This is a genomic window from Streptomyces scopuliridis RB72, assembly GCF_000718095.1.
In the GTDB taxonomy this organism is placed as follows: domain Bacteria; phylum Actinomycetota; class Actinomycetes; order Streptomycetales; family Streptomycetaceae; genus Streptomyces; species Streptomyces scopuliridis.
The window spans coordinates 1-21,541 of record NZ_JOEI01000032.1 but is presented as its reverse complement, the minus strand read 5'-3'; the positions used below and the strand labels follow the sequence as shown (position 1 = coordinate 21,541).

Genomic DNA, 21,541 nt, shown 5'->3' with positions numbered 1-21,541 from the left:
TACCGGGGTGGATTCCGGTACGGTCCGGGCATGAGCGGCACAGACACTGAGGTGATCGTGGTGGGCGGCGGAGTCATAGGGCTGACGACGGCGGTGGTCCTCGCGGAGAGCGGTCACCGTGTCGGACTGTGGACCCGCGATCCGGTGGCGCGGACCACCTCGGCGGTGGCGGGAGCCCTGGTCTGGCCCTATCGCATCGAGCCCGCGCGCCAGGTCGGGGTCTGGCTGGAGGAGTCGCTGCGTCACTACGTACGGCTGGCGCGGATCCCGGACAGGACCGGGGTCCGTATCGTGGCGGGTCTGATGGCGGACACTCCGCTTACGGGACTGGGCAGTTGGGCCTCCCGGGTACCCGAGCTGCGCGAGGCCCGTACGGACGAGCTGCCCGACGGCGTCGCCCAGGGGCTGCGGGCCGCGGTCCCGCTGATCGACATGCCGGTGTATCTGCGGTACCTGAAGGCGCGGCTGCGCGCGGCGGGCGGCACGGTCGAGCGGCGGTCGGTCACGGGCTTCGCCGAGCCCGCGGCCGAGGCGTCGGTCGTGGTCGACTGCAGCGGGCTCGGTGCCCGGGAGCTGGCGGGGGACGCGTCGCTGTATCCGGTGCGCGGTCAGGTAGTGATCGTGGAGAACCCGGGGATCGACGAGTGGTTCGTGGCGGCCGTGCCCGGCTCCTCCGAGACGACGTATCTGTTGCCTCAGCCGTACGGGGTACTGCTCGGCGGCACGGCGAGCGATCACTCCTGGGATCTGAGCCCCGACCCGGCCGAGGCGGAGGCCATCGTCGCGCGCTGCGCCCGGATCCGGCCCGAGCTGGCCGGGGCGCGGGTGCTTGAGCACCGGGTGGGGCTGCGGCCCGCCCGTCCCCGGGTGCGGCTGGAGGCCTTACCGGTGCCCGGGGGCGGGCGGGTGGTGCACAACTACGGGCACGGCGGCGCGGGTGTCACCGTGGCCTGGGGCTGCGCGGAGGCCGCCGCCCGGCTGGCGGTGGCCTCCGTTTAGAACGAGGCGGCACGAAGGGTCAACAGGCAGCGGGCGTCGCGGCCGTCAGGTGGTACTCCGCGCGCTCGTCGAGCAGCAGCGGCACCAGGCTCCGCTGCGACTGGCGCAGCGGTACGAACGCGCCCGTGCCGAGCGGCACGGACACCACGCCGTGCAGGGCCAGTTCGTCCTTGACGTCCGCGTACTGGGCCGCGTCGAGACGGTAGCCGCACGGCGGGTCCTGGAGGATCTTCTCGGGCGCCGCGGGGTCGTTGTCCGCGCCGCCGAGATAGACCGGGCCGCGGTCCTTGAGTCCGGCCAGCCGGGCGGTGGCCGTGGCGGTCACGATCCGCGCCCTGCGCTCGTCGGTGAAGGAGAACAGGCCCTTCAGGGAGTCGAGTTGGCTGGTGACGCGGCGCCGGTTGTTGAGCGCCTCGTCGGCCTTCTCGGCGTCCGTGAGGGGATCGACGCGGCTCTCGATGAGCAGGCCGATCGCGTGCTTGACGCCCGAGGCGTTGCGCAGGATGCGCTCCTGGCCGTCGCCGGCGGTCTGCTTGACGGGGTCGCCGGTCACCGGGTCGGTCCAGATGCCGTACGTGCCGATGGAGTGGCCGGCCGCGCGCGCGGCGGGCCGTACGTACCGCTCCGACAGCGCCTGCGCCTCGTCGTGCACCCGCGCGTCGGTGTTGAGATTGCGCGGCCAGAGGTCGAACAGGTCCTCGTCGTAGTACGGCGGGGTGGCGCCGTACTCGTGCAGGTCGTAGATGATGTCGGGCTGACGGTCGCGGATCACGGCGGCCATCGCGCGGCCCTCGGCCGTCTTCAGCGCGATGTGGTCGCGGTTGATGTCGACGCCGTCGGAGTTGCCGCGGGTGTCGGCGGCCCGGCCGTCCGGGTTGGCGGTCGGGAGGACGAGCACGGTCGTACGGGCCAGGAAGCGCTGGGTGGCGCGGTCCTTGGCGTAGGCGAGGTCGCGGACGGTGGTCAGACAGGCCTCGCGGCCTGACGGTTCGTCGCCGTGCTGGCTGCACACCAGCAGCACGGTGGCGGGCGCGCGCCGGGCGCCGAGTTCGACGAGCTGGAGCGGCCGGCCCTGTTTGGTCGTGCCGATGGTGGTGAGGGTGGCGCGGTCGCTGCCCTGGTCGACGGCGGCCAGGAACCGCTGCTCCTGCGCCTGACTGGTCCAGTTCGCGCCGTCGCTGGTCTCGAATTCCGTACGTGGCAGGGAAGCCGCGTCCGGACCGGAGACGTCCTGACCGGCGGCGGAAGGAGCGGAGGTGGCCTGGGCGGGGAGGGCCGCGATCGGCAGCACGAGGGCCGCGGCGGTCACGGCCAGGACGAGGGTACGCAGACGGGGTGTCATCAGGTGCGGTCTCCCGGGATCGGAGGTGTCCGGCGCGGCTCGGCCACGCCGTTCGGACGGGACTCTCGGGGTGCGCTGTGCGGCGGGACGGTGCCGGTCGTGGCGCGCGCGAACGCCTCGGCGCCGCCGACGAGCGGCAGCTTCGCGGACGTACGGGCCAGATCGAGGGTGAGGGTCGGGGTGGTGGACGGCGGGTCGATCAGGCCCCGGTCCGTACCGCCGATGATCAGGGCGAGCCGGTGGCCGGCGGGTACGACATGGTCGCTCGCGGCGAGTTGGACGGTGAGGGTGTGGGGCTTGCCGGGGGTGAGCGGACGGCCGTGACCGGCCGAGGCGTAGGTGCCGAGATCGGCCCAGCCCCGGCTGAAGACGGTGTGGTCGACGTCCGCCGTCCTGGCCGCGGTCTCCCGGTAGCAGGAGCTGTCGGCGGTGGTGCTCGGGCCCCAGCAGGTGCGTGCGGTGAGGGTGGTGATGCCCTCGCCCGCGTGCCCGTAGTCACGGATGGTGTCGGGGCCGAGGTCGACAAGGACCGCGGAGAGATGGGCGGTCGAGGTGGACGGGGTGGCGGTGACGGTCACCGTGGAGGAGCCGGAGAGCCGTAGATCGCGGCTGAGCGGCCGGGTGACGAAGCCGGTCTTGGCGGTGGTGGACCGGTCGATGTCCGCGGCCCAGTCGGACTCGCTCAGCCGCGGGTCGTCCGTGAAGGTCTCGGTCGTACCGGGCCGGGCGGGGGTGCGGCCGAGTGTGCCGACGCCGGGGACCGTGCCCGCGGCGGGCCGTACGGTCGTGGCGGCGGTGGTGCGCGGCGGCCATACCGTGTCGGTGGCCCAGCGGTCGGGGGCGCGCTCGATGTCCGCCATGGGCTCGCGGTCGACGCCGTTGGCGTAACCGAGCAGATAGTGGTCGAACCAGCGGTGCAGGGTGGCCACCCATTCGGTGCGGCGGAAGTCGAACGGGTCGACATGGCCGGTCTGGGAGAGCCAGATCTTGCGCTCCACGCCCGCGTCGGCGAGCGCGTCCCACCACTGGCCGAGGTGTTTGGTGCGGACGTTGAGATCCTGCATGCCGTGTACGGCGAAGACGCTGGCCCTGACCTTGTCGGCGTCGCGTACGTAGTCGCGCTCGCTCCACAGCCGGGTCCAGTCGCCGGTGCGCGGCGCTTCGTCGATCAGCCGCTGCTGGACGGCCTCGCAGCGGGCGCGGGCCTCGGGGCTCTCGACGTAGTCGGAGAGCCATTCGGGTCCCGAGTCGTAGAGCGGGGCGCCCTGTTGGAAGTAGTAGTCGTACCAGGAGCTGATCGCGGCGATCGGGACGATGGTCTTGAGTCCCTTGACGCCGGTCGCGGCCACGCCGTTGGCGACCGTGCCGTCGTAGCTCTTGCCGATCATGCCGGTGGCGCCGGTGGTCCAGGACGCCCGTACGGGGTCGGTGCCGGTACGGCTGCCGTACGCGCGGGCGCGGCCGTTCAGCCAGTCGACCACGGCCTTGGCCGACAGGACGTCGGAGCGTCCGCCGACGTCGACACAGCCGTCGGAGCGGTTGGTGCCGGTCAGATCGACGGCGACGAAGGCGTAGCCGCGCGGCACGAAGTAGTTGTCGTAGTACAGCGGGAAGCCGGCGGGGTCGCCGTTCGCGTCATAGGTCTTCTTCTGGCTCTCGTTGCCGCGTCCGCAGCAGGAGTAGTAGGGGGAGGCGTCCATGATCACGGGGATCTTCCGGCCCGCCTGCGCGGCCTCGCGGGGCCGTACGACATCGACGGCGACCCGGTCGGTGCTGCCGTTCGCGTCGCCGTCGATCCCGGTGTCCACCCAGACGGACTCCCGGATGGCGTTCTCGTAGGAGTAGACGGGCTCGCTCTGGCGGGGGGGCGGCCCGGCCGTCGCCGCCGGCCGCGCGCTCTGTGCTCCTTGCGCTCCTGTCGGGGTGAGCAGCACCCCCAGCAGCGCGGCGGAGGCTGCCGCGACCAGCGTTCTGCATGACCAGCGGGCGCCCCGCGCACGGATCTCCATGGGGCGGAAGGTACCCCCGTCAACTCGCCCGCAAAAGAGGGCAGTCGTGGGAGGCGAGGGGCGGGAGGTGACCGTACGGGCACGGCGCCCCTTCTCGCCACCGCCCGGCAGGACCTCTCCCGCTTCGATCCCGACTTCGGGCGCACCGCCCTTCCCGGGTGGCGCGGCACGGCGCTTTCCCTGCTGGGGCGGCATGGGAGCGCTCTCAGAAAAGCGCCGGGAGCGGCTAGGCTGGGGGTTGTCCTGTCCCTTGTACTCTCCGTACCCGCCGTACTCCGCAGCCCGTATCCCCTCCGACGAGGAGCGCATGTCTTGACCGAGCCGTTCCCTGGGGCCCGCCCCACTCTGGAAGCCGTCGCGGCGCGCGCCGGTGTCTCCCGGGCCACGGCCTCCCGGGTCGTCAACGGCGGTGCGGGGGTGCGACAGCCGCTGGTCGAGAAGGTGCAACGGGCGGTCGAGGAGCTGGGATACGTACCGAACCACGCGGCCCGCACGCTGGTCACCCGGCGTACCGGCGCCGTCGCCGTGATCATCGCCGAGCCGGAGATCCGGATCTTCTCCGACCCGTTCTTCTCCCAGCAGATCCGCGGTATCAGCAAGGAACTGACCGCGCACGACTACCAGTTGGTGCTGCTGCTCCTCGAAGGCCCCGGCGACTACGACCGGATCGCCCGGTATCTCGCGGGCGGTCATGTCGACGGCGCGCTCGCCTTCTCGCTGCACACCGACGATCCGATCCCCGAGATCACCCGGCGGGCCGGGATGCCGACGGTCTACGGCGGGCGGCCGAGCTGGACGTCGGCGCCGGACCACCGCGCCGTGCCGTATGTGGACGCCGACAACCGCGGCGGCGCCCGGGAGGCCGTGCGGTATCTGTGGGATCTCGGCCGGCGGCGGATCGCGCATATCGCGGGGCCGCGCGACCAGACCTCGGCCGTCGACCGGCTCGACGGCTACCGCGATGTGCTGCTGGACGAGGATCCCGCGCTGATCGCCGAGGGGGCGTTCACCGAGGAGAGCGGGGCGCGGGCGATGACCGAGCTGCTGGAGCGGTGTCCCGAGCTGGACGCGGTGTTCGCCGCCAACGATCTGATGGCCTCGGGCGCGCTGCGGGTGCTCAAGGAGCGCGGGATCGCGGTGCCCGACGAGGTGGCGCTGGTGGGGTTCGACGACATGGACTCGGTCGCCGCGGTGACCGATCCGCCGCTGACCACCGTCCAGCAGGACATCGAGGGGCAGGGCCGGCTGATGGCGCGGCTGCTGCTGCGCGGGCTCGACCGCGAGCGCGAGGGCGAGCGGGCCCCGGCGTCGGTGATCACCCCGACCACGCTGGTACGGCGGGCCTCGGCCTGAGCCGGGCCCGCCGTACCTCGTCCGCCCATCGTCATGGGCGGCCTGACTACTTCGTCGCGGTCGAGCGGGCCGGTACGTCGAGTGTCGTACCGTCCGAGAAGGTGACGGTACGCGCCGCCGACTCGAAGTTGTGCGCCGCGTAGGTGCGCACGCCGCCCTTGCTGAAGACGGCCGAGGCCGGAACGGACCCGGTCACCGTCGCGTCGGGAGCGCCGAGCGCGTCCAGTGTGGCGATCCAGTGGTAGGTGTGCGCCTTGGACTCACCGGCCTCCGGCGTGTACCCCGCGTTGCCCGCGTCCCACTTGGCCTTGGCGCCCGCCGGATCGGCGAGGGCCTCGAACTCCCAGAGGATGTCGCGCCATTCGACGGCCGGGCCGCCGTTCTCCCGTTCCAGCTCGGCGAGATTGCGCTGGATCGCCGCCTTCTCCCGGGCCAGATGCAGTGAACCGCCGGTCACGGGCAGGACGTTGATGCCGTGGATCTCCTCCGGATTGGCGGTCCACCAGGTGGAGTACGCGGCGCCGCTGCCCCACACCATGCCGGCCGTGTCATGGCCGAAGGAGGACGGGAAGACCTCCTCGTCGGCGTCGAACCAGTACTGGGCGATCGCCTCGGACTCGGTGGCCAGCAAGTAGCTTCCCAGATCGCGTAGTTCGGCGTCACCGGTCGCGGAGCCCCACAGGACGAGTGCGGCACTGAGATTGGTGGACTCCGACGACGACTCCTGGTTGTTGCCCGCGGCGAACCCCTGGTGTCCGGAGGCCCAGCTGTGGCCCGCGTACACATCGAAGCCGCGCAGGAAGGGGAAGGCGGTGTCGGTGCGGCTGGGGTTGGCGGCGTCACGGATCAGCGTCTTGACCATGCCGCCCCAGGCGGAGTCGGCGGCCCACTGCTGGTCGTACTGCGCGACGATCGCCGCCGCGTAGACGTAGTAGCTGTAGTGGAAGTGGTGGTCGTTGAGCTCGGTGTCACTGCCGTAGGACGCCGGGTAGCCGGTCAGCGTCTTCCAGTCCTTGTCGTACGAGAACTCACTCGCGCCGCCCGCCGTGAACCACTCCTCCAGCCGGCTCTTGAGCAGCCCGAGGAGCTTGTCGCGCGTCGCGCTCTCGCCGATCTGGTCGGCCATGGGCACCAGTTGGGCGAGTCTGCCCAGCGCCTTGCCGGTCCAGTACGTGTCGGTCGCGCCCGAGAACGGATCGGCCGCGCCCGCCACTTCGTCCAGATAGCCCTTGAGCCGCGCCTGATCGACACCACTGGACTTCGGCAGCGCGGGCAGCACCCCGGAGGACGCCTGGGAGGTGGTGAAGGAGGCGGACTCGCGGACCTTCATCGTGCCGCGTGGTGAGACATAGGTGTACGGGGTCAGCGCGTCGGTGGTGTTCAGCCACTGGTGCCGGTAGAGGGCCTGGAGCGTACCGGTCTCGGTGCCCTCCTGCGGCTCGGTGGTGAGGCTGTAGGTCGCCCTGACCGTGCCGCCCTCGGCGCTCCAGCTCACCTTCGAGCCGGTGACGAAGCTGTACGCGTACTTCCGGTACGTCGCGAGCGCGTCGGTGGACGGCAGGACCGCCAGCGAGAAGTAGTCGGCGCCGCCGAGCCCGGCCGTCACGGTGGATCCGGAGACGGCCCAGTCGCTGCCGGACGGGGCGAACAGGGCGTAGTGGTGGCCCGCGACGGTGATACCGAGGACATTGCCGTCGTCGGCGAAGACATCGGGCGCGGCGGCGGTGGTGATCCGCGCGTCGCCGCCCGAGCCCTTGGCGTAGACGAAGGGCAGCCCGTGGCCGATGGTGGCCCGCAGGGTGCGGGCGCCGTCGGACCAGTACGGCGTGACGGTCCAGTCGGACCAGGCGTCGGCCTTGGTGTCGGGCGAGTTGAGCCCGGTCAGGCCGAGGGTGAGATCGGCCTTGTGGGCGTATTCGTACTGGCGGCCGTCGCCGACGATCGCCGGGGTGGTCGGATAGCCGACCTCCAGACCGCCCGCCGTCGCCTGATAGGTGAGCGGGTGGCCGTACATGGGGGTGGAGTACGGATTGTCGCCGTACCGCTGGAAGGCCAGCGAGGACCACCAGTCGTTGGTGGGCAGCGGCTGGTCGCGCGCGGCCTCGGTCACCTTCGGGGTGACGGGAGTGCCGGTGTTGGTGGTGGGGCCGGATGTGCCGGCGGGCCGGCTGTCCGAGTAACTGCCGGAGCCGACAGGCACATTGGCGGCCAGCGCCGGGGACGCGGCGGGACCCAGGCCGACGGCGGCCAGGGCGGTGGCCAGAATCAGCGCCGAGGCGGGTCTGGCGCGGGAGACGGACATGGACGGCACCTCGAAGACATGGGGGGCAAGGGCGTCCGAGAGCGCTCTCAGATGGCAGGAAACGTAAAACTCCTGAAACAGAAGTGTCAATACGTGTGGCGCGGAAGGCAGTTCAAGGCGAGCCTTGGTCCAGACCGGCAGCTGTTATGTGTTCGAGTCTTGACGAGGAGTGGCAGGCCGGGGGACGCTCCAAGCCATCTCTTGAGAGCGCTCTCAAAAGCCTCTCGCGGGTACTCCGTTGTATTCCGAAGCCAAGGGAGGCTTCCCATGCCCAACGCCCGAGCCGCCAGGAGGGCCGCGGTCCGTATCGGTGCGGTCGTGCTCTCCGGGGCACTCCTCGCCGCGTGCGGATCCGGTTCCTCGGGGGGAACCTCCGACAGCGCGGGTGGCAAGGTCACGCTGACGGTCGACCTCTTCGGATCGTTCGGCTACAAGGAGGCGGGACTCTACGCGGAGTACCAGAAGCTCCACCCGGACATCACGATCAAGCAGAGCGACACCGAGGACGAGGCCGACTACTGGAAGTCGCTCCAGACCCGGCTGGCCGGCGGGGGCGGGCTCGGCGACGTACAGGGCGTCGAGGTGGGCCGGATCGCGTCGGTCACCCAGCAGCAGTCCGACAAATTCGAAGACTTGAAGCAGTACGGCGCCGAGAAGCTGAAGGACCAGTTCGCCGAAGCCAAGTGGTCCGCCGCCACGACGGAGGACGGCCGGATCCTGGGGCTCGGCACGGATGTCGGGCCCGAGGCGATGTGTTACCGCACGGATCTGTTCAAGCAGGCGGGGCTGCCGACGGACCGTGACGAGCTCAGCCGGAAATGGTCCACCTGGGACGGATATCTCGCGCTCGGCGAGGAGTACAAGAAGAAGGCGCCCGCGAAGGGCGCCTGGATCGACAGCATCGGCAGCCTCTACTCGATCATGATCGGCCAGGAGAAGGAGCGGTACTACGACGCCTCCGGAAAGCTGATCTACGAGAACAACCCGGCGGTGAAGACCGCCTGGGACACCTCGGTGGAGGCCGCGGAGTCCGGGCTGAGCGCCAAGCTCGACCAGTGGTCGCCGCAGTGGAACCAGGCGTTCGCGGCCGGCTCGTTCGCCACCATTCCGTGCCCCGCCTGGATGCTCAGCTATATCAAGGGCCAGGCCGGCAAGGGCGGTTCGGGCACGTGGGATGTCGCCAAGCTGCCCGGCGGCGCGGGCAACTGGGGCGGCTCGTATCTCTCCGTCCCGCGCGCCGCCAAGCACAAGAAGGAGGCGTACGAGCTGATCGAGTGGCTGACCGCGCCCGAGCAGCAGGCCAAGCTCTTCCAGAAGCAGGGGCTCTTCCCGTCCGCCACGGGCGCCATCGAGAAGGTCTCCGGCGCCAAGGACCCGTATTTCTCGGACGCGCCGATCGGCCAGATCTTCGGTGACGCGGCCAAGTCCTCCCCCGTGCAGGTCCTCGGGGTGCATGACGCCAATGTCGCCCAGCAGATCACCAACGCGCTGAGCGAGGTGGAGCGCAAGGGCACCTCGTCCGACAAGGCGTGGTCCACCGCGAAGAAGGGCGTCGACAACGTCATCGGCTGACGTCGGCGTCGTCATCGGCATCGTCATCGGCTGATCACCGCGTCAGCCGACGCGGTCCCCGGGGGCGGGTTCCGGGCGGATTCCACATCTCGTCCCCGCTCAGGGCCTGTCCCCGGTCCCGGTCCCGTCCTTCCCCCTCGCCCCCGCTTCCGAAGGCCGTTCCATGACCCTCACCGCCACCGCGAAGGCCGCGCCCCCGCCGCCGCCCGGACCCCCCGCCGCCCGGCCCTCCGCCGTGCGCCGCGCCTGGCGCGCCTTCTCGCCGTACGCCTATATCGCCCCGTTCTTCACGCTGTTCGCGGCCTTCGGGCTGTTCCCGCTGCTCTACACCGCGTTCGTCTCGCTCTACCGGGTGGAACTCCAGACGCCCGGCGACATGGAGTGGCGCGGGCTCGGCAACTACACCGCGCTGTTCACCGACGAGTTCTTCTGGATGTCGCTGCGCAACACCTTCACCATCGGGGTGCTGTCGACCGTCCCGCAGCTGGCGATGGCCCTGGGCTTGGCCCATCTGCTCAACTACAAGCTGCGCGGCCGGACTTTCATCCGTACGGCGATCCTGCTGCCGTACGCCACCTCGGTCGCCGCAGCGACGCTGGTCTTCGCCCAGCTCTTCGGCCGCGACTTCGGTCTGATCAACTACGCGCTGGGGCTGGTCGGTTTCAGTCCGGTGGACTGGCAGACCGGTACGGTCGCCTCGCAGATCGCCGTGTCGTCCATCGTCATCTGGCGCTGGACCGGCTACAACGCGCTGATCTATCTGGCCGGGATGCAGTCCATCCCCAGCGAGCTGTACGAGGCCGCCGAGGTCGACGGGGCCTCGCGCTGGCGGCAGTTCCTCCATGTCACCCTGCCGGGGCTGCGCCCCACGATCGTCTTCACCGTCGTCGTCTCGACGATCGGCGCCACCCAGCTCTTCGGTGAGCCGCTGCTCTTCGAGGGGTCCATCTCGGGCGGTATCGCGCATCAGTACCAGACCCTCGGCCTGTACATGTACGAGCAGGGCTGGGGCTTCTTCCATCTGGGCCGGGCCGCCGCGATCGCCTGGGTGATGTTCGTCCTGATCCTGCTGCTGGTCGGCGTCAACGCCCTGATCGCCCGCCGCCGTTCCCGTAAGGAGGCCGGCCGATGACCGCGCTCGCCGCACCGCCCACCCCGCCGCCGGGGACCGAGGACCGGCCACGGCGGTCCGTACGACGCGGAAGCCGGGCCGGGCGCACGATGCACGGGGGCAGGCTCTCGTACGCGATCCTGGCCGTCGCGCTGCTCTTCTCGGCGTTCCCGTTCTACTGGACGATCGTCGCGGCCAGCCGCTCCAACGCCGATCTGGCGAAGGTGCCGCCGAGCCTGCTGCCGGGGCCGAACCTGATCCGCAACTTCGAGGCGGTGCTGGAGGAGGCCGATATCGGCAAGGCCCTCCTCAACTCCTTCATCGTGTCCGGTTCGATCACCGTGGGTACGGTGCTCTGCTGCACCCTCGCCGGATTCGCCTTCGCCAAACTGCGCTTCCGCGGCCGGGGCGCGCTGCTCGCCGTGACCGTGGGCACGATGATGATCCCGCCGCAGCTCGGGGTGATCCCGCTGTTCATGCTGATCGCCGAACTCCAGTGGGTGAACCAGCTCCAGGCCGTCATCCTGCCCGGACTCGTCTCCGCCTTCGGGGTGTTCTTCATGCGGCAGTATCTGGTGCAGTCGCTGCCCGACGAGCTGATCGAGGCCGCCCGGGTGGACGGCGCCTCCACGGCGCGGATCTTCTGGTCGATCGTGGTGCCCATCGCCCGGCCGGGGATGGCCGTGCTCGGCATGCTGACGTTCATGGCCGCCTGGAACGACTTCTTCTGGCCGATCATCGCGCTCTCCTCGCAGAATCCGACCGTGCAGGTGGCGCTGCGCCAGCTCGGCGGCGGCTATGTCCACGACCAGTCCGTGATCATGGCGGGCACCCTGCTCGGCACCCTGCCCGTGCTGCTGGTCTTCGGTCTGCTGGGCCGGCAGATCGTCGGCGGCATCATGCAGGGCGCCGTCAAGGGCTGATCCCCCACCTGTCGCGCGTCCCACCGCCCGCCGCGCACCCGCCACCGCGCCCGTACGAGTCCCCCGCCGCCTCCCCCCACCCTTCTGTCTCATCTCACGGGAGTTCCTTCCATATGACCGCTGTCGACGCACGTCCCCAGACCACCGCGGAGCTGCGCTTCCCCGGCGGTTTCCGCTGGGGGACGGCCACCGCCGCGTACCAGATCGAGGGGGCCGCCGCCGAGGACGGCCGTACCCCGTCCATCTGGGACACCTTCAGCCGCGCTCCCGGCCGGGTCCGCAACGGCGACACCGGCGACATCGCCGCCGACCACTACCACCGGATGGACGAGGACGTCGCGCTGCTGAAGGAGCTGGGGGTCACCGACTACCGGTTCTCGGTGGCCTGGCCGCGCGTCCAGCCGACCGGCCGCGGCCCGGCTGTACAGCGCGGTCTGGACTTCTACCGGCGGCTGGTGGACGCGCTGCTGGCGGCGGGGATCCGGCCGGTCGCCACGCTCTACCACTGGGATCTGCCCCAGGAGCTGGAGAACGCCGGCGGCTGGCCCCAGCGCGACACGGCCGAGCGGTTCGCGGAGTACGCGCGGATCGTCGCCGAGGTCCTCGGCGACCGGGTGGCCACCTGGACCACCCTCAACGAGCCGTGGTGCGCGGCGTTTCTGGGGTACGCCTCCGGTGTCCACGCCCCGGGCCGTACGGATCCGGTCGCCGCGCTGCGCGCCGCCCACCACTTCAATCTCGCCCATGGTCTGGCCACCCGCGCGCTGCGCGACGCGCTGCCGCGGAGGTCCGAGATCTCGCTGACCCTCAATCTGCACGCCGTCCGGCCGCTGACGGACTCGGCGGCCGATCTCGACGCGGTGCGCAGGATCGATGCCCTGGGGAACCGGATCTTCCTCGATCCGGTGTTCCACGGGCGGCTGCCCGCGGATCTGGTCGAGGACACCGCCGCGCTGACGGACTGGTCGTTCGTCCGGGACGGCGATCTGGCGACAGCCTCCGCGCCCATCGACTCGCTGGGGATCAACTACTACTCCCCCACGGTCGTCGCGGCCGGCTCCTGCGACACCCCGTCCCCGTGGCCCGGCGCGGAGGAGCGGGTGCGGTTCGTACCCGCGCCGGGACCGCGCACCGCGATGGACTGGCCGGTCGACGCGGACGGACTGTACGAACTGCTGACGCGGCTGCGGGACGAGCTGCCGGCCACCCCGCTGATGGTCACCGAGAACGGCGCGGCGTACGACGACTACGCGGATCCGTCCGGCGCGGTCCACGACCCCGAGCGGGTGGCCTATCTGCGTGCCCATCTCCACGCGGTCCACCGCGCGATCGCGGACGGCGCGAAGGTGCGCGGCTATTTCCTGTGGTCGCTGCTGGACAACTTCGAGTGGGCGTACGGCTACAGCAAGCGGTTCGGCATCGTCCACGTCGACTTCGCGACCCAGCGCCGCACGGCGAAGGACAGCGCGCGCTGGTACGCGAGGGTCATCGGCCGGGGCGGTCTGGACTGAGCCGCGGCTGAACGTTCAGGCCCTGACCGACCTCCGCCGGGGCGCCACCCCGGGCCGCGGCGCCCGAGGTGGCGCCCCTTTCACAGCGCCGGTGGCACAGCAATACTGTTGCACCGAGTCGACCTGTCGATCTGTCGGCCCACAGCAGCGGAAGGCGAGGCGCGGAAATGGCCACAGGGACCGAGGAGCCGACGCTCACCGTCGATGAGCTGGCGGCCCGTGCCGGGGTCACCGTACGCACCATCCGCTTCTACAGCACCCGCGGGCTGCTGCCGCCGCCGGTGATCGGGCCGCGCCGGGTCGGGCACTACGGGCGCGACCATCTCTCCCGGCTGGCCCTCATCGAGGAGCTTCAGCACCTGGGGATGACGCTCGCCGCGATCGAACGTTATCTGGAGCGGCTGCCGCCCGATCTGAGCGCGCAGGACCTGGCCATCCACCGGGCGCTGGTGGCGTCCTGGGCACCGGACTCCGCCGAGGACGCGACCCGGGCCGAGCTGGAGCGCCGGGCCGGGCGGGCGCTGTCCGAGGAGGACATCGACCGGCTCGCCGCGATGGGCGTCCTCGTACGCGCCGACGGCCCGGACGGCGGCTACCGGCTCGATCTCGGGCTGCTGCGACTCGGCGTCGAGCTGCTGGACGTGCCCATCCCGCACGAGACGATCCTCGCCGCCCGCACGGTCCTGCTGGAGCACACGCGCGAGGCGGCGTACGAGCTGACGCGGCTGTTCCGGGACGAGGTGTGGACCCCGTACCGGAACCAGGGGTCCGACCCCGAGCATGTCGCGGCGATGAAGTCGCTCTCGGCCCATATGCAGCCGCTAGTAGTGCAGGCGCTGGTGACGGCGTTCCAGCGGTCGCTGAAGGAGGAACTGCGGGCCGCGTTCCAGGCGGAGTGAGTACTCCGTAGGAGACGTTCGTACGTCGGCAACGCGACCCGCGCGCACCGCGTCTCACCCGTCGCCGAACGTCTCGCCCCTCTCCGCCTTCTCGACCAGCAGCGCGGGCGGCTCGAACCGGGCGCCGTACCGCTCCGCCAGCTCCCGGGCGCGCGCCACGAAGCCGGGCAGGCCGCCCTCGTACCCGTTGATGTACTGGAGCACTCCACCCGTCCAGGCCGGGAAGCCGATGCCCATGATGGAGCCGATATTGGCGTCCGCGACCGACGTGAGGACGTTCTCCTCCAGGCAGCGGACGGAGTCCAGCGCCTCCGAGAAGAGCATGCGCTCCTTCATGTCGAGGAAGGGGACCTCCGCGCGGGCCGCGCCGGCCGGCGTGCCGAAGTGCTCGCGCAGGCCCGGCCAGAGGCGGGTTCGCCTGCCGTCCTCGTCGTACTCGTAGAAGCCCGCGCCCCCGCTACGTCCCGGCCGGCCGAACTCGTCCACCATCCGGTCGATGACGGCGTCCGCCGGGTGCGCGGTCCAGGTGCCGCCGGCCTCGTCGACCGCGCGCCTCGCCTCGTTCCGGATCTTCCTGGGCAGGGTGAGCGTCAGCTCGTCCATCAGTGAGAGGACCTTGGCGGGGTAGCCGGCCTGCGCGGCGGCCTGTTCGACCGAGGCGGGCTCGACGCCCTCGCCGACCAGCGCCACCCCCTCGTTGATGAACTGCCCGATCACCCGCGAGGTGAAGAAGCCGCGCGAGTCGTTGACCACGATCGGGGTCTTCCTGATCGCGCGCACCAGATCGAAGGCGCGGGCCAGCGCCTCGTCCCCGGTCCACTCGCCCTTGATGATCTCCACGAGCGGCATCTTGTCGACCGGTGAGAAGAAGTGCAGCCCGATGAAGCCGGCGGGCCGGGAGACGCCCTCGGCGAGCACCGTGATGGGCAGCGTGGAGGTGTTGGAGCAGAGCAGCGCGTCGGGCTCGATGATGTCCTGGATCTCCTGGAACACCTTGTGCTTGAGCGCGGTGTCCTCGAAGACCGCCTCGATCACGGCGTCGCATCCGGCGAGGTCGGCGGGGTCTGCGGTGGGGGTGATCCGGGCGAGCAGCGCGTCGCGGTCGGCCTCGGTCGTACGGCCCCGGGAGAGCGCCTTGGCGAGCAGCTTCTCGGAGTACGCCTTCCCCTTCTCGGCGGCCTCCTCGGACACGTCCTTCAGGACGACGTCGATTCCGGCGCGCGCGCAGGAGTACGCGATGCCGGCGCCCATCATTCCGGCGCCGAGGACGGCGACCTTGCGTACGGCGCGCGGCGCGATGTCCTGGGGGCGGCCCGCGCCGGAGTTGACGGCCTGGAGGTCGAAGAAGAACGCCTGGATCATGTTCTTGGCGGTCTGGCCGGTGACCAGTTCGGCGAAGTAGCGGGCCTCGATGGTCTGCGCGGTCTCGAAGTCGACCTGGGAGCCCTCGACGGCCGCCGCGAGGATATTGCGCGGCGCCGGGTAGGGGGCGCCCGCCGTCTGCTTCTTCAGGTTGGCGGGGAACGCGGGCAGATTCGCGGCGAAGCGGGGGCTGGACGGAGTACCGCCCGGGATCTTGTAGCCCTTGACGTCCCATGGCTGGGACGACTCGGGGTGCGCGTCGATGAACGCGCGGGCGCGGGCCAGCATCTCGTCCCCGGTGGCGGCGATCTCGTGGATCAGCCCGTTGTCGAGGGCGCGCCTCGGGGTGTACTGGGTGCCCTGGAGCAGCACCTTGAGCAGCGCGTCCGCGATGCCCATCAGCCGTACGGTACGGGTGACTCCGCCGCCCGCGGGCAGCAGTCCGAGCGTCACCTCGGGCAGTCCGATCTTGGAGCCGGGCGCGTCCAGGGCGATCCGGTGGTGGCAGGCGAGCGCGATCTCGTAACCGCCGCCCAGGGCCGCGCCGTTGAGGGCCGCGACGACGGGCTTGCCGAGCGTCTCGATACTGCGCAGGGCGCGCTTCATGGCCATGCTGCTCTCGAAGACCTGCCCGGCGTCGGCCGGGCCGAGCTTGATCATGTCCTTGAGGTCGCCGCCCGCGAAGAAGGTCTTCTTCGCGGAGGTGACGATGATTCCGCGGATGCTGTCCTTCTCGGCCTCCGCGCGGTCGGCGACCGCCGCGATGGACTGCCGGAACGCCTGGTTCATGGTGTTGGCGGACTGGACCGGGTCGTCGAGGACGAGGGTGACGACGCCGGTCCCGTCCTGCTCCCAGCGGATCGCCGGGGAGGCCGGGGTGGTGGACTCGCTCATGCTGCTGCTCCGTATCGGGGGAATCCGGGCGGGGGTCCGGGAGGGGTCCGGGGAGGGGCGGGGAGTGCGGGCCGTCAGAGGCGTTCCACGACGGTGGCGACCCCCATGCCGCCGCCGACGCAGAGCGTGGCGAGGCCGTACCGCTTGTCCTGGCGCTCCAGTTCGTCCACGAGGGTGCCGAGGATCATCGCGCCGGTGGCCCCGAGCGGATGGCCGAGCGCGATGGCGCCGCCGTTGACGTTGACCTTCTCCAGCGAGAGGCCCATCTCCCCGACGAAGCGCAGGACGACCGCCGCGAAGGCTTCGTTGATCTCGACGAGATCGATGTCGTCGATGGTCAGTCCGGCCTTGGCGAGTGCCTTGCGGCTGGCGGGGGCGGGGCCGGTCAGCATGATGGTCGGCTCGGAGCCGGAGACGGCCGCGGAGACGATCCGGGCGCGGGGCGTGAGTCCGTAACGCTCGCCGGTCTCCCGGGAGCCGATGGCGACCAGGGCCGCGCCGTCCACGATGCCGGACGAGTTGCCCGCGTGGTGGACATGGTCGATCTTCTCGACCCAGTGGTACTTCTGGAGGACGACGGCGTCGAAGCCGCCCGCCTCGCCGATCCTGGCGAACGACGGCTTCAGGGCGGCGAGCGAGTCGGCGGTGGTGCCGGGGCGCATGTGCTCGTCGTGGTCGAGGACGGTGAGCCCGTTGCGGTCGAGGACGGGCACGACCGAGCGGTCGAAGCGGCCCTCCTTCCACGCGGTGGCCGCCCGCTCCTGGGACAGCGCGGCGAACTCGTCCACGTCGCGCCTGCTGAAGCCGCCGAGGGTGGCGATCAGGTCGGCGCCGATGCCCTGCGGGGCGAAGCCCGTCGCGAAGCTGGTCATCGGGTCCATCGCCCAGGCGCCGCCGTCGGAGCCCATCGGCACCCGCGACATCGACTCGACGCCGCCCGCGAGAATCAGATCCTCCCAGCCGGAGCGGATCTTGGCGGCGGCCAGATTGACGGCCTCCAGACCGGAGGCGCAGAAGCGGTTCTCCTGTACGCCGGCGACGGAGTCGGGCAGTCCGGCGGCGACGGCCGCGATCCTGGCGATGTCCGAGCCCTGGTCGCCGAGCGGGCTCACCACACCGAGCACGATGTCATCGATCGCCGCCGGGTCGAGTCCGGGGAAGCGGCGGCGCAGCTCATGGATCAGTCCGACGACGAGATCGATCGGCTTCGTGCCGTGCAGGGCGCCGTGGGCCTTGCCCCGGCCGCGCGGGGTGCGGATCGCGTCGTAGACGAACGCTTCGGTACTCACGGCGACTGCCTTTCGGGAGGGGGAGGCAAACGAAACGATGGGGGGTCAGGCGTGCGGATCAGGAGCGAGGAGCGAGCGGCCGATGATCTCCTTCATGATCTCGGTCGTACCGCCGTAGATCGTCTGTATCCGGCCGTCGGTGAAGGCCCGTGCGACCGGATACTCCGTCATATAGCCGTAGCCGCCGTGCAGTTGAAGACAGCGGTCGGCGACCCGCTTCTGGAGTTCGGTGGCCCACCACTTGGCCATCGAGGCGTGTACGGCGTCGAGTTCGCCGTGCGTGTGATCGGTGATGCAGCGGTCGAGGAAGGTACGGGTGACGGCGCACTCGGTGGCCATCTCCGCGATCTCGAAGCGGATGTGCTGGAGTTGGGAGAGCGGCCGTCCGAACGCCTCGCGCTCCTTCACATATCGCGTGGTGATCTCCAGCAGATGCTCGGCGCCCGCGATCGCGGCCATCGCGATATGCAGCCGCTCCTGAGCCAGATGGGTCATCAGATGACCGAAGGCGCCGTGGAGTTCGCCGAGCAGGTTCTCCTTGGGGACCCGTACGTCGTGGAAGAACAGTTCGGCGGTGTCCTGGGACTTCTGACCGATCTTGTCGAGGTTCCGCCCGCGCTCGAACCCTTCCGTGCCGCGCTCGACCACCAGCAGGGACAGCCCCTTGGCACCGCCCTCGGGGGTCGTCCGCGCGACCACGATCACCAGGTCGGCGAGGATGCCGTTGGAGATGAAGGTCTTCGAGCCGTTGAGCAGCCAGTGGTCACCGCGGTCCTCGGCGGCGGTACGGATGCCCTGGAGATCGGAGCCCGCGCCCGGTTCCGTCATCGCGATGGCGGTGATGGTCTCGCCGGAGCAGAAGCCGGGCAGCCAGCGCCGCTTCTGCTCCTCCGTGCCCAGGGTGGTGAGGTAGGGGCCGATGATGTCGTTGTGCAGGCCGATCGCCGGCCCGGCGGCGCCCGCGCGGGTGAACTCCTCGGCGAGGACGGCGCTGTAGCGGAAGTCGGTGGCGCCGCCGCCTCCGTACTCCTCCGGGACGGCGAGCCCCAGCAGCCCCTGCCGGCCCGCCGCGAGCCATGCCTCGCGGCTCACGATCCCGTCCTTCTCCCACTGTTCGTAGTGCGGCAGGACCTCCTTGGCCAGGAAGGTACGGACGGTCGCGCGGAACGCCTCGTGCTCGGCGGTGAAGATCTGGCGCTTCAACTCAGCTGTCCTCCTTGGCGCGTTCGGGCTCGGCGCGTTCGGCCTTGGCGCGTACGGGCAGATCCCAGTCGCGGGCCACCTCGGCGGTGTCCGCGCCGGGCCGCGCGGGCGGGCGGCGCACCGACCCGGGAGTGACGGAGAACCGCGGCGCGGGGGCGGGCTGGGTGAGTCCCGCGTGGTCGGTGAAGGTGCCGCGGGCCGCCAGATGGGGGTGGGCCGGGGCCTCGCGCAGGGAGAGCACCGGCGCGACACAGGCGTCGGAGCCCTCGAAGACCGCCGTCCACTCCTGGCGGGTCTTCGTTCTGAACCGGGCCGCGACCGCCTCGCGCAGTTCGTCCCAGCGCCCGAAGTCCTTGCGCGGCGGGAGCTCTTCGGCGATGCCCAGCAGCTCCACGAACTCGTTGTAGAACCGCTGCTCCAGCGCGCCGACCGCCATGTACTCGCCGTCGGCGGTCTCGTACGAACCGTAGAACGGACTGCCCCCGTCGAGCAGATTGGCACCCCGCCGGTCCTGCCAGCCGCCCGCGCCCATCATGGCGTGGATCATGGTGGTGAGATGGGCGGTGCCGTCGACGATCGCCGCGTCCACCACCTGCCCCGCGCCGTCGGGCGTACGCGCGTGCTGGAGCGCGGCGAGGACCCCGATGACCAGATAGAGCGAGCCGCCCGCGTAGTCACCGAGCAGATTCGCCGGGAGCGCGGGGGGCTCCCCGGCCGTGCCGATCATGGAGAGCGCGCCGGTGACGGCGATATAGCCGATGTCGTGCCCGGCGCGCTCGGCGAGCGGGCCGTCCTGGCCCCAGCCGGTCATCCGCCCGTACACCAGCCGCGGGTTGCGGTCCAGACACTCCCGCGGGCCGACGCCGAGGCGCTCGGCGACCCCCGGCCGGTATCCCTCGATGAGTACGTCGGCGCGCTCGGCCAGATCGAGGACGCGGGCCGCACCGTCCTCGGTCTTGAGGTCGATCAGTACGGAGCGCTTGTTGCGGTTGGTCAGGTCGTACGCCGGATCGATACCGAGGCCCGCGCCGCCGGGACGGTCGACCCGTACGACATCGGCGCCGAGGTCGGCGAGGGTCATCGCGGCGAAGGGGCCGGGGCCGATACCGGCCAGCTCGACCACGCGTACGCCGGTCAGCGGACCGTTTCCTGCGGCTGCCATATGGCTCCCAGCACTGTGTGACACAACTGATGTAACAGCAGTGATGCTAAGAACGTGTTCCACTCCGCACAACCCCTCGGGCCGAGCAAGCGCTTAGTTCTCTGCCGAGCCTATGCCGACCCGGACCGGTTCGCGATGAGCGTTCCCGCTCACTGCCATGAGATCTCACGCTAGCGTCGGGCACCGGCAATGGCGCGGGGCGAACGGCGGAGGACCAATGGCCAGCAGGAGGAGCGGGACGGAGCGCCCGTACGACATCGTGCTCTTCGGAGCGACGGGCTTCGTGGGGACACTGACCGCGGAGTATCTCGCGGCCCACGCGCCCGAGAACTGCCGCTGGGCCATCGCGGGACGCGATCGCACCCGGCTGGAGCGGCTGCGGGAGCGGCTCACCGCGCTCAATCCGGGCTGCGCCGTGCTCCCCGTGCTGCAGGCCGACTCGGCGGACCCCGACTCGCTGCGCGCCCTCGCCGAGTCCGCGCAGGTCGTCGCCTCGACCGTCGGACCGTATATCTGGTACGGCGAGGGGCTCGTCGCGGCGTGCGCGGAGGCGGGGACTGACTACGCCGACCTGTGCGGCGAGGCGGAGTTCCTGGACCGGATGTATCTGCGGTACGACGTCCGTGCCCGGGAGACCGGGGCGCGGCTCGTGCACGCCTGCGGCTTCGACGCGGTCCCGAGCGATCTGGGCGCGTACCTCACCGTCCAGCAACTGCCGGAGGACGTACCGCTGCGCGTGGACGCGTTCGTACGCTCCAACGCCCTCTTCTCCGGCGGAACGCTCGCTTCCGTGATGACGGTCATGAGCCGCGGCCGGCAGTCGCTGCACGCCGCGCGGGAGCGGCGGCTGTACGAACCGAGGCAGCTCGACCGCCGCGCGCGGGGGTCCCTCGGCGCACCGCACTTCAGCCGGGAGACCGGGTACTGGGCGCTGCCGCTGCCGACGCTCGACGCACAGGTGGTGGCGCGCTCGGCGGCGGCGCTGCCGCGCTACGGCCCCGATTTCCGCTTCCGGTACTTCGCCGGGGTGAGGACACTGCCGGTGGCGCTGGGCGGGAGCGCGGCGGCCGGGGCTGGCGTGGCCTTGGCCCAACTTCCCGCGGTCCGGAGCTGGTTGACGCGGCGGTTCGAGTCGGGCACCGGACCAGACCTGGAACGCAGGCGGGCGAGCAGCTTCACGCTGCGCCTGGTGGGCACGGGCGGCGGGCACCGGGTCTTCACCGAGGTCTCGGGCGGCGACCCCGGCTATGACGAGTCGGCGAAGATGCTGGCCGAGTCGGCGCTCTCGCTCGCCCTGGACGAGCTGCCCGACACCGCGGGCCAGGTGACCACGGCGGTGGCGATGGGCGACGCGCTGCTGGGGCGGCTGCGGGCGGCGGGGCTGGGGTTCAGGATCGTGGACGCGCGCGAGCTGGACCCGGCGACCTGAGGTCCGGCGGGACGGTCGGCCATCTCCGCCAGGTCCTGTCCGGTCGGTTTTCGCGGATCAGGCCGCGGCGTCTGGTGCACTGCGTTCGCTGCGCTCTCTTCGTCTCGGCGCCTTGATTCCTCCCTGGATGCCGAGCGGCGATCGCAAGGCGGAGGATCGGCGTTGTGGATGGCCCGGCCGT

General features: G+C 71.0%; 15 protein-coding genes. 8 read left to right on the top strand and 7 right to left on the bottom strand.

Annotated features, from left to right (window positions below; genetic code table 11):
* Positions 1-30: 30 nt before the first annotated feature.
* Positions 31-999 (top strand): FAD-dependent oxidoreductase, encoded by a 969-nt coding sequence (locus IF11_RS0131460; protein WP_030355189.1) that lies wholly within the window; start codon positions 31-33, stop codon positions 997-999.
* 19 nt (positions 1,000-1,018) lie between these two features.
* Here the strand turns inward: IF11_RS0131460 and IF11_RS0131455 are convergent, their stop codons facing one another.
* On the bottom strand, positions 1,019-2,341 hold the full coding sequence (locus tag IF11_RS0131455; protein ID WP_030355188.1) for a M14 family metallopeptidase: 1,323 nt from the start codon (positions 2,339-2,341) through the stop codon (positions 1,019-1,021).
* A complete protein-coding gene (locus tag IF11_RS0131450) occupies positions 2,341-4,350 on the bottom strand; it encodes a Xaa-Pro dipeptidyl-peptidase (RefSeq protein WP_030355187.1) in 2,010 nt (669 codons plus the stop codon). The genes IF11_RS0131455 and IF11_RS0131450 overlap by 1 nt, the downstream gene beginning before the upstream one ends.
* 312 nt (positions 4,351-4,662) lie before the next feature.
* Between IF11_RS0131450 and IF11_RS0131445 the strand changes: the two genes are divergently transcribed.
* Complete coding sequence (locus tag IF11_RS0131445; RefSeq protein WP_030355186.1) at positions 4,663-5,703, top strand: LacI family DNA-binding transcriptional regulator; 1,041 nt, start codon at positions 4,663-4,665, stop codon at positions 5,701-5,703.
* Between the two features lie 46 nt (positions 5,704-5,749).
* Here IF11_RS0131445 and IF11_RS0131440 read toward each other — a convergent pair whose 3' ends face one another.
* Entirely contained in the window at positions 5,750-8,005 is a 2,256-nt protein-coding gene (locus tag IF11_RS0131440) for a glycosyl hydrolase (RefSeq protein ID WP_240627579.1), read from the bottom strand.
* A 267-nt stretch (positions 8,006-8,272) separates the two neighbouring features.
* Between IF11_RS0131440 and IF11_RS0131435 the strand changes: the two genes are divergently transcribed.
* The 5 genes from IF11_RS0131435 (at position 8,273) to IF11_RS0131415 (ending at position 14,021) form a co-directional block, all read left to right on the top strand.
* Positions 8,273-9,577 (top strand): ABC transporter substrate-binding protein, encoded by a 1,305-nt coding sequence (locus tag IF11_RS0131435; protein ID WP_030355184.1) that lies wholly within the window; start codon positions 8,273-8,275, stop codon positions 9,575-9,577.
* A gap of 163 nt (positions 9,578-9,740) precedes the next feature.
* On the top strand, positions 9,741-10,709 hold the full coding sequence (locus IF11_RS0131430; protein ID WP_030355183.1) for a carbohydrate ABC transporter permease: 969 nt from the start codon (positions 9,741-9,743) through the stop codon (positions 10,707-10,709).
* Positions 10,706-11,611 (top strand): carbohydrate ABC transporter permease, encoded by a 906-nt coding sequence (locus IF11_RS0131425; RefSeq protein ID WP_030355182.1) that lies wholly within the window; start codon positions 10,706-10,708, stop codon positions 11,609-11,611. The genes IF11_RS0131430 and IF11_RS0131425 overlap by 4 nt, the downstream gene beginning before the upstream one ends.
* Positions 11,612-11,724: 113 nt before the next feature.
* On the top strand, positions 11,725-13,122 hold the full coding sequence (locus IF11_RS0131420) for a GH1 family beta-glucosidase (protein WP_030355181.1): 1,398 nt from the start codon (positions 11,725-11,727) through the stop codon (positions 13,120-13,122).
* A 167-nt stretch (positions 13,123-13,289) separates the two neighbouring features.
* A complete protein-coding gene (locus IF11_RS0131415; protein ID WP_030355180.1) occupies positions 13,290-14,021 on the top strand; it encodes a MerR family transcriptional regulator in 732 nt (243 codons plus the stop codon).
* Positions 14,022-14,075: 54 nt separating this feature from the next.
* Here the strand turns inward: IF11_RS0131415 and IF11_RS0131410 are convergent, their stop codons facing one another.
* The 4 genes from IF11_RS0131410 to IF11_RS0131395 all read right to left on the bottom strand — a co-directional run bounded on the left by IF11_RS0131410 (position 14,076) and on the right by IF11_RS0131395 (position 19,931).
* Positions 14,076-16,277, bottom strand: coding sequence for a 3-hydroxyacyl-CoA dehydrogenase NAD-binding domain-containing protein (locus IF11_RS0131410; RefSeq protein WP_030355179.1), 2,202 nt, complete (start codon positions 16,275-16,277; stop codon positions 14,076-14,078).
* A 74-nt stretch (positions 16,278-16,351) separates the two neighbouring features.
* Entirely contained in the window at positions 16,352-17,566 is a 1,215-nt protein-coding gene (locus tag IF11_RS0131405) for an acetyl-CoA C-acetyltransferase (protein WP_030355178.1), read from the bottom strand.
* Positions 17,567-17,611: 45 nt separating this feature from the next.
* Positions 17,612-18,769 (bottom strand): acyl-CoA dehydrogenase family protein, encoded by a 1,158-nt coding sequence (locus IF11_RS0131400; RefSeq protein ID WP_030355177.1) that lies wholly within the window; start codon positions 18,767-18,769, stop codon positions 17,612-17,614.
* 1 nt (position 18,770) lies between these two features.
* Positions 18,771-19,931, bottom strand: a complete 1,161-nt coding sequence (locus IF11_RS0131395) for a CaiB/BaiF CoA transferase family protein (RefSeq protein ID WP_030355176.1) — start codon at positions 19,929-19,931, stop codon at positions 18,771-18,773.
* Positions 19,932-20,148: 217 nt separating this feature from the next.
* Between IF11_RS0131395 and IF11_RS0131390 the strand changes: the two genes are divergently transcribed.
* Positions 20,149-21,360 (top strand): saccharopine dehydrogenase family protein, encoded by a 1,212-nt coding sequence (locus IF11_RS0131390; RefSeq protein ID WP_030355175.1) that lies wholly within the window; start codon positions 20,149-20,151, stop codon positions 21,358-21,360.
* Positions 21,361-21,541: the final 181 nt, after the last annotated feature.